This window comes from Aquicoccus porphyridii (genome assembly GCF_008369105.1).
Taxonomy (GTDB): Bacteria; Pseudomonadota; Alphaproteobacteria; order Rhodobacterales; family Rhodobacteraceae; genus Aquicoccus; species Aquicoccus porphyridii.
The window spans coordinates 83,644-97,552 of sequence record NZ_VINQ01000013.1 but is presented as its reverse complement, the minus strand read 5'-3'; the positions used below and the strand labels follow the sequence as shown (position 1 = coordinate 97,552).

Below are 13,909 nucleotides of genomic sequence, written 5' to 3'. Positions count from 1 at the left end.
ATGGCAGTTGGCAGCAATATCCGAACCTACTTCAACGGCACATGGCACGAGGGCGAAGTTCCGGTCATGACATCGGCCGATCACGGGTCGTGGCTTGGGACCACCGTGTTCGACGGCGCACGCTTTTTCAACAGGCTCGCCCCCGATCTCGACGCCCATTGCGCCCGGGTCAACCGCTCGGCAGCGGCCCTGATGCTCACCCCCACGGTCGATGCCGCCCAGATGGTCGAGATCATCCGCGAAGGCCTTGAAACATATGATAAATCCGAGGCCGTCTATATCCGCCCGATGTATTGGGGAATCGACGGTGACATGACCACAGGCGCAATCGCACCGAAACCGGACGACACCGGCTTTTGCGTCTGCCTCGAAGCGATCCCGATGGCCGACCCTTCGGCCACAACGACACTGACCCGCACCCGTTTTCGCCGCCCGGTGCTCGAAGATGCGGTGGTGAACGCCAAGGCCGGATGCCTTTATCCCAACAACGCCCGGATGCTGAAAGAGGCAAAATCGAGAGGCTTTGGCAATGCGCTGGTGGCCGACGCCATGGGCAACGTGGCCGAAACCGCAACCGCCAACGTGTTCATGGTCAAGGATGGCGACATCTTCACACCCATTCCGAACGGCACCTTTCTCTCCGGCATCACCCGGGCGCGCCACATCTCGAACCTCGCGGGCGAAGGGATCAAGGTCCATGAGACCGTGCTCACCTTCGAGGACTTCCACGACGCCGACGAGGTTTTCCTCTCGGGCAACATGTCCAAGGTCACGCCGGTCACAGCCTTTGACGACACGCAATACCAGGTCGGCCCCGTGACACGCCAGGTTCGCGAACTTTACTGGGACTGGGCCGCGTCGAACGGTTAGAATGAACCTGCGAGCCGGATCTGGGCCGCGCTGCAATGTCAGGAGAAAACCGAATGCGGAAATTCCTCGTCGTTCTCGATGACAGTCGTGAATGCCTCAACGCGATGCGCTTTGCCGCGATGCGCGCGGCCAAGACCGGCGGCGGTGTCGAGGTTCTCGCCGTCATACCGCCGGAAGAGTTCAATCACTGGATCGGTGTCGGCGACCTGATGCGCGAAGAGGCTCGCGAAAGGATCGAGGCGCATTTCGAAGTCTTCGCCAAATGGATGCGCGACAAGCAGAATGTCGACCCCGAACTGGTCATCCGCGAGGGCGATCCGATCAACGAAATCCTCGCCCAGATCAAGGACGATTCCGAAATCGGGGTGCTGGTCCTGGGTGCCGGAGTGGACAAGAAGGGCCCCGGCCCGCTTGTCACCCAACTCACCCGATCATCGGGCAGCCTGTCCATTCCGATCACCATCGTGCCGGGTGACATCTCACGCGAGCGGCTCGAGGCGATCACGTAACCTGTTTTAGAATCGTTCCAAACCTTGACTTCAACACGCATGACGCGCATATGATGACCTGAAACGAAAAGGTGCGCCAGATATGTTCATTCAAACCGAATCCACACCCAACCCGGCCACGCTCAAATTCCTGCCTGGCCAGACCGTCATGGAAAGCGGCACCGCCGATTTTCCCGACCCCGTAGACACCGGCGTCTCACCGCTGGCCGCGCGCGTGTTCGCCATCGGCGGGGTCAAGGGCGTGTTTCTCGGGAACGATTTCGTGACCGTGACCAAATCCGACGAAATCGAATGGGACCATATCAAACCGGCAATCCTCGGCGCGATCATGGAACATTTCCAATCCGGTGCACCGGTCATGGCAGAAGGCGCGGCAACATCCGGTGGCCATGTTGAAAACGATGGCCCCGACAGCGGGATCATCAACCAGATCAAGGTGTTGCTCGATACCCGTGTGCGCCCTGCCGTGGCGCAGGATGGTGGTGACATCACCTTTCACGGGTTCGAAAAAGGGGTGGTATATCTTCACATGCAAGGTGCCTGTGCCGGTTGCCCCTCGTCGACCCTGACCCTCAAGATGGGGATCGAGAACCTGCTGCGTCACTATATCCCCGAAGTGACCGAGGTGCGCCCGATTGGGGTCTGACACGCATATTCTGGCCTTCGACACATCGGCGGCGCATTGCGCCGCCGCTTTGCTGTCAGGCGATCACATTCAATCATTGCGCCACGAAGACATGGGGCGCGGTCAGGCCGAGCGCCTCATGCCCATGCTCGACGAAATCCTGACCGAGGCGGGGATCGGGTGGACCGATCTGGACGCAATCGGTGTTGGTATCGGCCCGGGAAATTTCACCGGCATTCGTATCGCGGTCGCCACGGCGCGCGGGCTTGCACTGGCGCTTGGCGTTCCCGCCATCGGCGTCTCCCGGTTCGACGCGCTTGCCTATGGTCAGCCCCGCCCCTGCGTCACCCTTGTCGATGCGCCACGCGGGCAGGTCTATCTCCAGCGGTTCACCGAGGCCGGAGCGAAACCGCCCATCCTGTGCGCGTTGGACGACGTCGAGGACACCACGGAGCAGCAGCACAGGTGGATCGGCCCGCATGAAGAATGCGCTGAAACCATCGCCCGAATAGCGGCCACCCGGATCGACATCGACACGACGACACCCCCTGCCCCGCTCTATATCCGTCCCGCCGATGCCGCTCCTGCACGCGACGCCGCCCCTGCACTCCTCGATGACTCCTGAGACACTAGCCGAGATCCACAAACAGGCCTTTGCCGGTCAACGGGGATGGAGTGCGCAGGAATTTTCCACTCTGCTCGCAAACGCCCATGTGTTTCTGGTCACGACCGATAACGGCTTTGCGCTAGGGCGGGTCATCGCGGACGAAGCGGAACTGCTGACGCTCGCAACCGCCCCATCCGCACGCCGACAGGGGCAGGCACGCACCTGTCTGCACCAGTTCGAGGACATGGCCAGAACGCGCGGCGCGACCCGCGCGTTTCTGGAGGTATCGGCCGACAACCGGGCGGCATACGCGCTTTATTCCGCCTCCAGATACCGCCTGATCGCGACGCGAAACGCGTACTACTCCCACGCCGATGGCCGGTACAGCGATGCGCTGATCATGGAAAAACCGCTCCACGATTGACTTGGGGTCAATTGCGCGCCTGCATCCGGATCGGGCAGATACGTATTGACGTCGGGCATCGAACCCGGCCTAAATCGTTCTGATCTTTTGATCTGCTCGCGAACCGGGCGCGTGGCGCTTCAACGACCACCGTCCGTTAACCAACAGGGAGAATACCATGACCCTCATGACCAAATGCCTCGGGGCTGCTGCAATGCTGTCCCTTTCCGCCGGAGCCGCGCTTTCGGAGCCCGCCCTGATTTTTGACCTTGGTGGGAAATTCGACAAATCTTTCAACGAAGCGGCCTATAACGGCGCCAAACGCTGGGTCGAGGATACCGGTGGTTCTTTCCGCGAGATCGAGCTTCAATCCGAAGCGCAGCGCGAACAGGCGTTGCGCCGCTTTGCCGAGGCCGGTTTCAACCCGGTGATCACCATGGGCTTTGCCATGGCCGATCCGCTTAGCAATGTCGCGCCTGACTATCCCGATACGAAATTCACTGCCGTGGACGTGACCTGGCTGGACGCACCCAACATCCGCCAGATCGGATTTGCCGAACACGAGGGGTCGTATCTGGTCGGCATGCTGGCCGCGATGGCATCCGAAAGCGGCACGGTTGGTTTCGTCGGCGGCATGGACATCCCGCTGATCCGGCATTTCGGCTGTGGCTACGCCCAGGGTGCGATGGCCGTCAATCCGGATATCAAGATCATCGCCAACATGACCGGCACGACGCCCGCGGCCTGGAACGACCCGGTCAAGGGGTCGGAACTGACCAAGGCACAAATCAGCCAGGGCGCCGACGTGGTCTATGCGGCCGCAGGCGGCACCGGGGTGGGTGTTCTGCAAACCGCCGCGGATGAGGGTATCCTCTCGATTGGCGTGGACAGCAACCAGAACCACCTGCACCCCGGCAAGGTCCTGACCTCGATGCTCAAGCGCGTCGATGTCGCGGTGTATGATGCGATGACCGCTGGCGAAAACCTTGAAACCGGCGTGTTCACGCTTGGTCTTGCCGAGGACGGTGTCGGATATGCGCTTGACGAACATAACGCCGCACTGATCTCGGACGAAATGAAAGCCGAGGTCGATGCCGCGCGCGAGGCGATCATCGCGGGCGAATTGAATGTCGTCGGCTATTACGAGAACGATAGCTGCCCGGTTATCGATTTCTGATCCGCCGCATGGGCGGGGCATTCACCGCCCCGCCCGCCGAGGCACGCGTCGCACCCGTGCCACAACCTGCGACATATCTGGACACTAGATCACCGGATTACCCGGTCCAAGGGAAGACAATGACCGTCCCGGCCATCGAACTTATAGGCATTTCCAAGGCTTTCGGGCCTGTGCAAGCCAACAAGGATATTTCCATTCGGGTGATGCCGGGAACGATCCATGGCATCATTGGTGAAAACGGCGCCGGAAAATCGACACTGATGTCGATCCTTTACGGGTTCTACAAGGCCGATTCCGGCGAGGTTTTCATCCATGGAAAGAAAGCCCGGATCACCGACAGCCATTCCGCCATCGCCGCGGGCATCGGCATGGTGTTCCAGCATTTCAAGCTGGTGGACAACTTCACCGTTCTGGAAAACGTCATTCTCGGAGCCGAGGACGGTGCCCCGCTACGCCCATCCCTGGCCAAGGCGCGGCGCATCCTGACCGAGCTGGAACGGGAATACGAATTGCATGTCGACCCCGATGCACTGATCTCGGACCTCGGTGTCGGAAAGCAGCAAAGGGTTGAAATCCTCAAGGCGCTCTATCGTCAGGCCGAGGTGCTGATCCTGGACGAGCCCACCGGCGTGCTGACCCCATCCGAGGCGGATCAGCTTTTCCGCATCCTGGCGCGCCTGCGCGAAGAAGGCAAAACCATCATCTTCATCACCCACAAGCTGCGCGAAATCATGGAGATAACGGATACGGTCAGCGTCATGCGTCGTGGTGAGATGACGGCGACAGTCCGAACCGAAGACACCAGCCCCGAGCAATTGGCCGAGTTGATGGTCGGCCGCAAGGTTCTGCTGCGCGTGACGAAGACACCGGCCAGACCCGGCCCTCCGGTGCTCGCAGTGGAAGATCTGCGGGTGACGGACAGCACCGGTGTTGAACGGCTCAAGGGGGTGTCTTTCACTGTACACGCGGGCGAAGTCCTCGGCATCGCCGGTGTCACGGGCAATGGTCAGTCCGAGTTGCTCGAAGTTCTGGGAGGAATGCAACTTGCCACCGGCCTGATAAGCCTGCACGGTCAGCCGCTTGATATTTCAGGGAAGTATGCCAACGGACGGGCGCGCCGCAATGACGGCATCGGCCACGTGCCCGAGGATCGGCAGCGCCGGGGGCTGATCCTGGAATTCACCGCGTGGGAGAACATGGCCTTTGGCTATCACCATGATCCGGCCTATCAAACCAATCGCCTGCTGATGAATAACGCCGCGATGCGGCGTGACACCGCCGCCCAGATGGGTCGATTTGACGTGCGCCCGCCGGACCCCGATCTGCTCGCGCGCAACTTTTCGGGCGGCAATCAACAGAAACTTGTGGTCGCGCGCGAAATCGAACGCAACCCCGACGTCCTGCTGATTGGTCAACCGACCCGAGGCGTCGACATCGGTGCGATCGAATTCATCCATCAACAGATCATCGCCCTGCGCGACATGGGCAAGGCAATCCTTCTGGTCTCGGTCGAACTTGACGAGATCATGGCCCTCTCGGACCGGATCGCGGTGATGTGCGACGGCCAGATCATGGGCGAACGGCTGCCCGACGCAAGTGATGAAACCGAACTTGGCCTCATGATGGCCGGTGTCAAAGGAAAGGCCGCCTGATGCAGAAAATGCCGGCATGGGCCGATGCGGTGCTGGTCCCGCTGATTTCTCTTCTGCTTGCGGCGATTCTCTCGGCCCTGGTCATTATCGGCATCGGCGAAAACCCGGTCGCGGCGTTTCGCCTGATGGTCGACGGGGCGCTGATGCGCTCGGCGGGATGGGGCTATACGCTCTATTATGCAACGAATTTCATGTTCACCGGCTTGGCCGTCGCCGTCGCGTTCCACGCGCGCATGTTCAATATCGGCGGCGAAGGCCAGGCCATGCTCGGCGGGTTGGGCGTGGCCCTTGCCTGTCTCTACATCCCTTGGCCGCATTGGAGCGTGTCGCTGATCGGAACCACCCTGGCGGCGATGCTGTTCGGCGCCGCCTGGGCCCTGATACCGGCGTGGCTTCAGGCCAAGCGCGGCAGTCATATCGTGATCACGACGATCATGTTCAACTTCATTGCCGCGACGCTCCTGAACTACCTTTTGGTCAACGTGTTGCGCCCCAAGGGCGCGATGGACCCGGCCACGGCGCGTTTTCCGGAAGCCACGAACCTGCCGACATTCCGCGACATGTTCTCGACCGCGGACAACGTGTTGTTTCGCGGGACGCCCGCAAACGTGTCGTTCTTCATAGCGGTTCTGGCCTGTGTTCTGGTCTGGCTCCTGATCTGGCGAACGCGCCTTGGCTACGAGATTCGTGCATTCGGGCGATCCGAACCGGCTGCACTTTATGCAGGCATATCCCCGGCACGGATCACCATGATCGCGCTCATGATTTCCGGCGCGCTGGCCGGGCTGATGGCGGTAAACACCACACAGGGCGAGGCAGAGCGGCTCATTCTGAATTCGACAGAAGGGGCCGGGTTTATCGGTATTGCGGTTGCCCTCATGGGGCGGTCTCATCCTTTGGGTGTCTTTCTCGCCGCAATTCTGTTCGGATTCCTCTATCAAGGCGGGGCCGAACTTGCGCTCTGGACCACCATACCGCGCGAATTGATCATCGTAATTCAGGCTCTTGTCATCCTTTTCACGGGCGCGCTGGACAACATGGTGCGTATGCCATTGGAACGCCTGTTTCTCGCCCTGCGGCGCAAGGAGAGCTGAGTCATGGATTTCACAACTCTCATCCAGTTGCTCGACTCCACGATCCGAAGCGCCACCCCCCTCCTTCTGGCGTGCCTTGCGGGGCTTTATTCAGAGCGCTCCGGCATCTTCGACATCGGCCTCGAAGGAAAGATGCTGGCGGCGGCTTTCTTTTCGGCCGCCGTGGCCTTTCTGTCGGGCTCGGCCTGGATCGGGCTTGCCGCCGGGATCGCGTCATCCGTCACGCTTGCACTCATTCATGCGCTTGCATCCATCAATTTTCGCGGCAATCAGCTCATCTCGGGTGTCGCGATCAACTTCCTTGCGGCCGGTATGACGGTTCTTGTCGCGGAAGCATGGTTTTCCCAAGGCGGGCGCACACCGTCATTGGTGGGATTGGCGCGTTTTGAACCGATCAAACTGCCATTTGCGGATCAGGTCGCCGAGTTTCCGTTTCTCGGCCCGATCTATGCCGAACTTCTATCCGGGCATTCCATTCTCGTCTATGTTGCGTTGGCGATGGTCCCAATGACATGGTGGGTGTTGTATCGCTCGCGGTTTGGCCTGCGCCTGCGCGCTGTCGGCGAAGCGCCAGAGGCCGTGGACACAGCCGGGGTGTCGGTTATTCGCCTGCGTTATCAAGCCGTGATCATATGCGGCGTGCTCTGCGGCATCGCCGGGGCCTATATGGCCACCGGCCTGCAAGCAAACTTCACCAAGGACATGACCGCCAACCGTGGCTTTATCGCGCTGGCCGCGCTGATCTTTGCCAAGTGGCGCCCCTGGCACGCGCTCATGGCCTGTCTTCTATTCGGCTTTCTTTTTGCCATCGAGACGCGGTTTCAGAAGATCGACCTCTTGGGCGTGACCTTGCCACTGCAATTCGTGCAGGCGCTGCCCTATGTGCTGACGGTGGTGATACTCGCCGGTTTTGTCGGCAGGGCCACCCCACCCCGAGCCGGTGGCGAACCTTATGTGAAAGAACGGTGACGTCTGGCAAAAAAACAATCTGACTTCGGGATGTTTTGACGGCATATGCCAAAATGCCTGTTTCACGTCCTTGCATTACTGGTATCTCCCGCGCTAGCTACCGACATGCAAATCTATCTCCCGATAGCCGAAGTGTCGGTCAATGCGTTTCTCCTGCTTGGTCTTGGCGGGATCGTTGGCATTCTATCGGGCATGTTCGGTGTCGGCGGCGGTTTCCTGATGACACCGCTCCTGTTTTTCATCGGCATCCCGCCCGCCGTTGCGGTCGCGACCGAAGCGAACCAGATCGTCGCGTCATCCTTCTCGGGTGTGCTGGCGCATCTCAAACGCAAGACCGTCGATCTCAAGATGGGAACGGTGCTGCTGATCGGCGGGCTTGTCGGTGCCGCCTTCGGTGTTTTGCTCTTCAATTATCTGAAATCGCTTGGTCAGGTCGATCTGCTGGTCAAGCTGTGCTACGTCGTTTTCCTCGGCGTCGTGGGCGGGTTGATGTTCATCGAGAGCTTCAATGCGATCCGGCGCGCCCGAAACACACAAGCCACCCCCGTGCCAAAACGCCGACAGCGTAACTGGGTCCACGCGTTGCCCTTCAAAATGCGCTTTCGCACCTCGGGCCTCTATATTTCGGTGATCCCGCCACTTCTGATTGGCTTGTCCGTCGGTATTCTCGCCGCGATCATGGGTGTGGGCGGGGGGTTCATCATGGTCCCGGCGATGATCTATCTGCTTGGCATGCCGACCAAGGTTGTGGTCGGAACCTCCTTGTTCCAGATCATCTTCGTGACTGCATTCACAACGATGCTGCATGCGACCACCAACTATACCGTCGATATGGCGCTCGCCGTCTTGCTGCTGATCGGCGGCGTGATCGGCGCCCAGATCGGAACTCGCATCGGCGTTCACATGAAAGCCGAGCAATTGCGTGTCCTGCTGGCCGCGATGGTGCTCGCCGTTTGTGCGAAACTTGCGCTGGACCTGCTTCTGCAACCCGCCGAGCTTTATTCGCTTGGCGCAGCGGGGGGGCATTGATGCGCCACCTTCTTGCCCTTTGCCTCCTGTTGGTTCCGGTCGCGGCGGCCGGAACCAGCGAAGAGGTCGTTCTGGGGTTGAGCCAGAACCGCGTTGCAATCACCGCCAATTTCGACGGGTCGGAAATCCTGATTTTCGGGGCCGTCAAACGCGAGACACCCCCCCCGGCAGATCAACCTCTGGACGTGATTGTCACGATCGAGGGGCCATCCCTCCCCGTCACTGTGCGCCGCAAGGAAAAGCGGTATGGGATCTGGGTCAACACCGACGCGTTGGAGATTGACTCGGCCCCAGCCTTTTATGCCGTGGCGACCAGTGGCCCGTTCAATGAGATAATCTCGGATTCCGATGATTTGCGGCACCATGTATCGATTCCGCGCTCAATCCGGCTTGTCGGAGCGCCCAGCCATATCACCGACGTCGATGCGTTTGCAAAGGCCGTGATCCGAATTCGAAGCAATAACGGTCTTTACCAGTTCCTTGAAGACGCCGTCCGCATCGACCAACAAACCTTGTTCAGAACATCAATCGCCCTGCCCTCGAATCTCACCGAGGGCGATTACAAGACGCGTGTTTTCCTGCTGAGAAACCGAACCGTCATCGCGAATTATGAAACCGTGATCAATGTTCGAAAAGTCGGGCTGGAGCGATTTCTGTTCAACCTGTCGCGGGAACAACCCGTCATCTACGGCTTGCTCTCCCTGGCAATCGCCATACTGGCCGGGTGGGGCGCCTCAGCGGCTTTCAGGATCTTCCGTCAGGCCTGAACTGGCCACCGGTTGGTCATCCGCGACCGACGAAGGGCATCTTGGTCGCCATGATCGTCATGAATTGCACATTTGCCTCGGGCGGCAACGTCGCCATTTGAAAAACGGCATCCGCAACATGGGACACATCCATCACGGGCGGGGGATTGTCGGGATTGCGCTGGATCAACCCGTCAAGAAGATCGGTGCGCGCATTCCCGATGTCGATTTGACCGCAGGCAATGTCGAAAGCCCGACCATCAAGCGACAAGGACTTGGTCATTCCCGTAATCGCGTGTTTCGTTGTCGTGTAGGCAATCGACATGTCACGCGGCGCATGCGCCGAGATCGACCCGTTATTGATGATCCGTCCGCCTTGCGGATCTTGCGCCCGCATGGCGCGAAACGCGGCGCGCGCCGCAAGGAACATGCCATGCAGGTTCACATCGACCACCTTACGCCACTCATCATAGTGCATCTCGTCGATCAGGCTGGTCGGACCGAACATCCCGGCATTGTTGAAGAGAACGCCCAACCGCCCTGCACGCTCCAGGAAAGTGGTGACGGAGTCTTCAACATCGGTTTCGCAGGTCACATCGCCGGGCAGGATCACCGCGTTCTCGAACCCCTCGGCCAAATCCTCCAATGCATCGCGGCGCCTTGCCATCAGCCCCACACACCATCCCTCCGCAAGGAAGCGACGCGCAGTGGCACGTCCTATACCAGCACTCGCACCGGTGATCAGGATCGATTTCATATCTCGGTTCCTTCAAGTTCGAGCGGCACGGCGGGAACGGCAAGATCGTCGGTTCTCAATTGGCCGATCGGTTTCGACAGGCGGTTTCGTACAACCCAGAAAAGCCGTTCCTGTGCCCGGGTGATCGCGACATAGGCAAGACGTTTCCAGAGCGGCTGCCCCGCCTCCATGCGTCCCATACGCGCCGCCGCGAATAGATCCGGGGCGAAGACCTGCACACTCTCCCATTGCGAGCCTTGCGCCTTGTGGATGGTGACCGCCGCGCCATGCAGGAACGTCGCCCCCATCCGCGCGGCGAAGGGAATGAACGGCTCTTCCTCGTCCGGCTTTTCAATCTTCACGATCGAAGCCGCCGACACCTGAGGGTCAGGCGCTCCAATCACATGCAGGCGCGAAAACCCGGCCTTCCGTCCCGGCCCTAGATAGATAACCTGCGCCCCTTTGATCAGCCCGCGCGCCTCAAGGTCGAGCCGCTTCTTGCGATGCTTCAACGGCAGTTCCAGACCGTCGCAGATCAACGGCTCGCCCGGCAACAACTCGGTTTCGGGCGCATCATGGACCCGGCGAAACGCGTTGATGAGGCGAATACGGGTTGCATTGCGCCAAACCAGAACCGGGCTCCGCGCCATCAAGTCGACCTCGACTCGCTGCCCCCAGACAACGCGATCATCGCGGCGCGCGGTCTCTTCGACCATGGTTTCAAAATCCTCGAACCCCACTTCAGGATCGGAGAGCGCATGCGCAAGATCAAGGATCGGGTTATCAGCGTCCTGCCGATGAACACGATGCAAGATCAGTTTTGCACCGTCATCCAACTTGTCGAAAACCATCGTGCCGGACTGGTTGACCGGCGCGAGCTGTGCCGGATCACCAAACAGCACAAGCATCGGGAAAATTTCGCGCAGGTCATCGAACTGCCGGTCGTCGAGCATCGACGCTTCATCAACGAACCCGACATCGAGGGGCTCTTCGCGGCGTTTCCAGCCGGTGATGAAATCGGAGCCACGCAATCCAGCCGCCGCCAGAGCCCCCGGAATCGAACGATGTATCTTGAAGAATGCGGCCGCCCGTTCCAGCGCGATATCGGTCAGCCCCTCGATCTCGGGGCGTTCGCCCTCTCCGGCCAGCCATTCAGCAATATGTTCGTATTCCGGGTCATAGACGGGCGTGTAAAGAATGCGGTGGATCGTGGTCGCAGGTACGCGGCGTGTCCGCAGCACGCTCGCTGCCTTGTTCGTCGGGGCCAGAACGGCCAATGTGCGCCGATCCATGCGGCGACGACCCTCGTAGTCGCCCGAAACCACTTCCACACCACAGTTATCCATGGCCTTGAACAGTTCGGCCAGAAGAAGCGTCTTGCCCGAGCCCGCCTTGCCAACAATCGCAAGAACCGCGCCCTTGCCATCGCGGGGCGGCGTCAGAGTGCAATCGTCAAGGTTGATTCCCATGGCGCACAATGCCTCGGCGATGCGGTCAAAGGCATCTGCCTGGTCATGGGAAAAGGTCGGGCGCATCACTGTCATGCGGCGACATTATCGAGCGCCCTGACCATTCACAACATGGCGCTTTTACAATCAGGCCACATGGGCCTCCGCTCGTCCGACCCCGAAAGGTTCCAAGACGGCCTGAAACTCCTCGAGATCAGACACTTGTTCCAGTCGTTCGAGGAGTTCGTCCAGGCTCTCCCGTCTCGGTTTCCGCACCTGGTTTTGCCTCTTCCACCCCGGACGCAATCTCCGCCGCAGCAACAAGAGTGGTATCCTCCAGTTGCTCGGCAAGCTGGGTCAGGCCATTCGCCTGCGCGAATGTCTTAAGATCCGCGAGAACATCCAGTATCCAATCGTTCTTCATAGCCATCCTCTCCCTTAGGTGGTTCGCAACGAGTAAAAACCACCGTAGCACGATTGCGAAAATTGGGAACTCGCAAAAACAACTCCCCGGAAATAGCGATACTGGGAAATGTAAGGTGCTGAAATCAGAACGATACCCGCCACTATTAGAATGCAAATCGCCCACGCAAAACCCGTGTTCTGCGTGGGCGATTCAGGTGAAGTTTACGGATTTAGGACTTACCAGCGTCGATCACATCTTCGACCGTTCGCAGCCCTGTCGTCGGCGCTTGCACAAGCACTGCCATGTTCCCGGGTTTGTGCTCGTTTCGCATCATCTTGACGTGTGCATGCGGAATATCGGTCCAGGGGAACACCTCCGACATGCAGGGATCGAGCCGCCTTTCCACCATCAGGCGGTTTGCAGAAGCCGCCTGCTTGAGATGCGCGAAATGTGACCCCTGAAGGCGTTTCTGGTGCATCCAGATATAGCGCACGTCGAAGGTGCAATTGAACCCGCTGGTCCCGGCGCAGATCACGACCATTCCGCCCTTCTTGCAGACGAAGGTCGAAACCGGGAAGGTCGCCTCGCCCGGATGTTCGAAAACGATATCAACGTTATTGCCCTTGCCGGTGATATCCCAGATCGCCTTGCCAAACTTGCGAACTTCGTTGAACCACTGCTTGTATTCCTCGGTATTGACCGTCGGAAGCTGCCCCCAGCAGTTGAAATCCTTGCGGTTGATCACGCCCTTTGCACCGAGATCCATGACAAAGTCGCGCTTGTCCTCGTCGGAAATCACACCGATCGCGTTACCACCCGCCGCGTTGATCAACTGGATCGCATATGACCCCAATCCACCCGAGGCGCCCCAGACCAGGACATTCTGCCCGGGTTTGAGTTCATGCGGGTGGTGCCCGAAGAGCATCCGGTATGCGGTGGCCAATGTCAGCGTGTAACAGGCCGATTCCTCCCAGGTCAGGTGTTTCGGGCGCGGCAAGAGCTGTTGCGCCTGCACCCGTGTGAACTGCGCGAATGAACCATCGTGGGTCTCATACCCCCAAATCCGCTGGGTCGGTGAAAACATCGGGTCGCCACCGTTGCATTCCTCGTCGTCGCCATCATCCTGATTACAGTGAATGACCACCTCGTCACCGACCTTCCAGGTCTTCACCTTGTCGCCGACTTTCCACACGATACCCGAGGCGTCGGACCCCGCGATATGATAGGGTTGCTTGTGACCATCGAACGGGCTGATCGGCACACCGAGACCGGCCCAGACCCCGTTGTAGTTCACGCCAGCCGCCATCACGAGAACGAGCACTTCGTGGCTGTCGATCTCCCATGTGTCCACGACTTCGACCTGAAAGGACTTGTCCGGCTCGCCATGTCGCTCGCGGCGGATCGCCCATGCATACATCTGTTTGGGGACATAGCCCAGCGGCGGCATTTCCCCGATTTCGTAAAGATCCTTCTCGGGCGCGTCATAGGACGCGATTCCGATATCCGTATCCAGTGCCATGTCATGCTCCCTTGCAACTGTGCCGCAGCGCAGAATCGCGCCGTTTCCAGACGAAATACCGATCGTCGCGAAATATTGCAATGCCCGGGTGCAGCAAATTGAAATTTTATAACCTCGCA

Annotated in this window: 15 protein-coding genes; 11 read left to right on the top strand and 4 right to left on the bottom strand. The window is 59.6% G+C overall.

The window, feature by feature from the left end; all coding sequences use genetic code 11:
• From FLO80_RS15620 to FLO80_RS15570, 11 genes are all read left to right on the top strand, one after another.
• Nucleotides 1–870: a branched-chain amino acid aminotransferase gene (locus FLO80_RS15620; protein ID WP_111367406.1), complete on the top strand. Its 870-nt coding sequence runs from the start codon at nucleotides 1–3 to the stop codon at nucleotides 868–870.
• A gap of 53 nt (nucleotides 871–923) precedes the next feature.
• On the top strand, nucleotides 924–1,379 hold the full coding sequence (locus FLO80_RS15615) for a universal stress protein (protein WP_111367404.1): 456 nt from the start codon (nucleotides 924–926) through the stop codon (nucleotides 1,377–1,379).
• Nucleotides 1,380–1,461: 82 nt separating this feature from the next.
• Entirely contained in the window at nucleotides 1,462–2,025 is a 564-nt protein-coding gene (locus FLO80_RS15610; RefSeq protein WP_111367401.1) for a NifU family protein, read from the top strand.
• Nucleotides 2,015–2,629 (top strand): tRNA (adenosine(37)-N6)-threonylcarbamoyltransferase complex dimerization subunit type 1 TsaB, encoded by a 615-nt coding sequence (gene tsaB, locus FLO80_RS15605; protein ID WP_111367399.1) that lies wholly within the window; start codon nucleotides 2,015–2,017, stop codon nucleotides 2,627–2,629. Before FLO80_RS15610 ends, tsaB begins: the two co-directional genes overlap by 11 nt.
• On the top strand, nucleotides 2,619–3,035 hold the full coding sequence (locus tag FLO80_RS15600) for a GNAT family N-acetyltransferase (RefSeq protein WP_111367396.1): 417 nt from the start codon (nucleotides 2,619–2,621) through the stop codon (nucleotides 3,033–3,035). Before tsaB ends, FLO80_RS15600 begins: the two co-directional genes overlap by 11 nt.
• A gap of 157 nt (nucleotides 3,036–3,192) precedes the next feature.
• Nucleotides 3,193–4,191, top strand: a complete 999-nt coding sequence (locus FLO80_RS15595) for a BMP family lipoprotein (protein WP_111367394.1) — start codon at nucleotides 3,193–3,195, stop codon at nucleotides 4,189–4,191.
• A gap of 119 nt (nucleotides 4,192–4,310) precedes the next feature.
• Entirely contained in the window at nucleotides 4,311–5,843 is a 1,533-nt protein-coding gene (locus FLO80_RS15590; RefSeq protein WP_111367391.1) for an ABC transporter ATP-binding protein, read from the top strand.
• Nucleotides 5,843–6,937, top strand: coding sequence for an ABC transporter permease (locus tag FLO80_RS15585; RefSeq protein WP_111367388.1), 1,095 nt, complete (start codon nucleotides 5,843–5,845; stop codon nucleotides 6,935–6,937). The genes FLO80_RS15590 and FLO80_RS15585 overlap by 1 nt, the downstream gene beginning before the upstream one ends.
• 3 nt (nucleotides 6,938–6,940) lie before the next feature.
• A complete protein-coding gene (locus tag FLO80_RS15580) occupies nucleotides 6,941–7,906 on the top strand; it encodes an ABC transporter permease (protein ID WP_111367386.1) in 966 nt (321 codons plus the stop codon).
• Between the two features lie 105 nt (nucleotides 7,907–8,011).
• Entirely contained in the window at nucleotides 8,012–8,935 is a 924-nt protein-coding gene (locus FLO80_RS15575) for a sulfite exporter TauE/SafE family protein (RefSeq protein ID WP_111367383.1), read from the top strand.
• Entirely contained in the window at nucleotides 8,935–9,702 is a 768-nt protein-coding gene (locus tag FLO80_RS15570) for a TIGR02186 family protein (protein ID WP_111367380.1), read from the top strand. The genes FLO80_RS15575 and FLO80_RS15570 overlap by 1 nt, the downstream gene beginning before the upstream one ends.
• 16 nt (nucleotides 9,703–9,718) lie before the next feature.
• On the opposite strand, the gene FLO80_RS15565 is transcribed toward FLO80_RS15570, so the two are convergent.
• From FLO80_RS15565 to ccrA, 4 genes are all read right to left on the bottom strand, one after another.
• Nucleotides 9,719–10,438, bottom strand: coding sequence for an SDR family oxidoreductase (locus FLO80_RS15565; protein WP_111367378.1), 720 nt, complete (start codon nucleotides 10,436–10,438; stop codon nucleotides 9,719–9,721).
• Nucleotides 10,435–11,961 carry an ATP-dependent DNA helicase gene (locus FLO80_RS15560; RefSeq protein ID WP_111367376.1) on the bottom strand — a complete coding sequence of 509 codons (1,527 nt, stop codon included), beginning with the start codon at nucleotides 11,959–11,961 and terminating at the stop codon, nucleotides 10,435–10,437. The genes FLO80_RS15565 and FLO80_RS15560 overlap by 4 nt, the downstream gene beginning before the upstream one ends.
• Before the next feature lie 118 nt (nucleotides 11,962–12,079).
• Entirely contained in the window at nucleotides 12,080–12,289 is a 210-nt protein-coding gene (locus FLO80_RS15555) for a hypothetical protein (RefSeq protein ID WP_111367373.1), read from the bottom strand.
• A 211-nt stretch (nucleotides 12,290–12,500) separates the two neighbouring features.
• Nucleotides 12,501–13,790, bottom strand: coding sequence for a crotonyl-CoA carboxylase/reductase (gene ccrA / locus FLO80_RS15550; RefSeq protein ID WP_111367370.1), 1,290 nt, complete (start codon nucleotides 13,788–13,790; stop codon nucleotides 12,501–12,503).
• Between the last annotated feature and the right edge of the window lie 119 nt (nucleotides 13,791–13,909).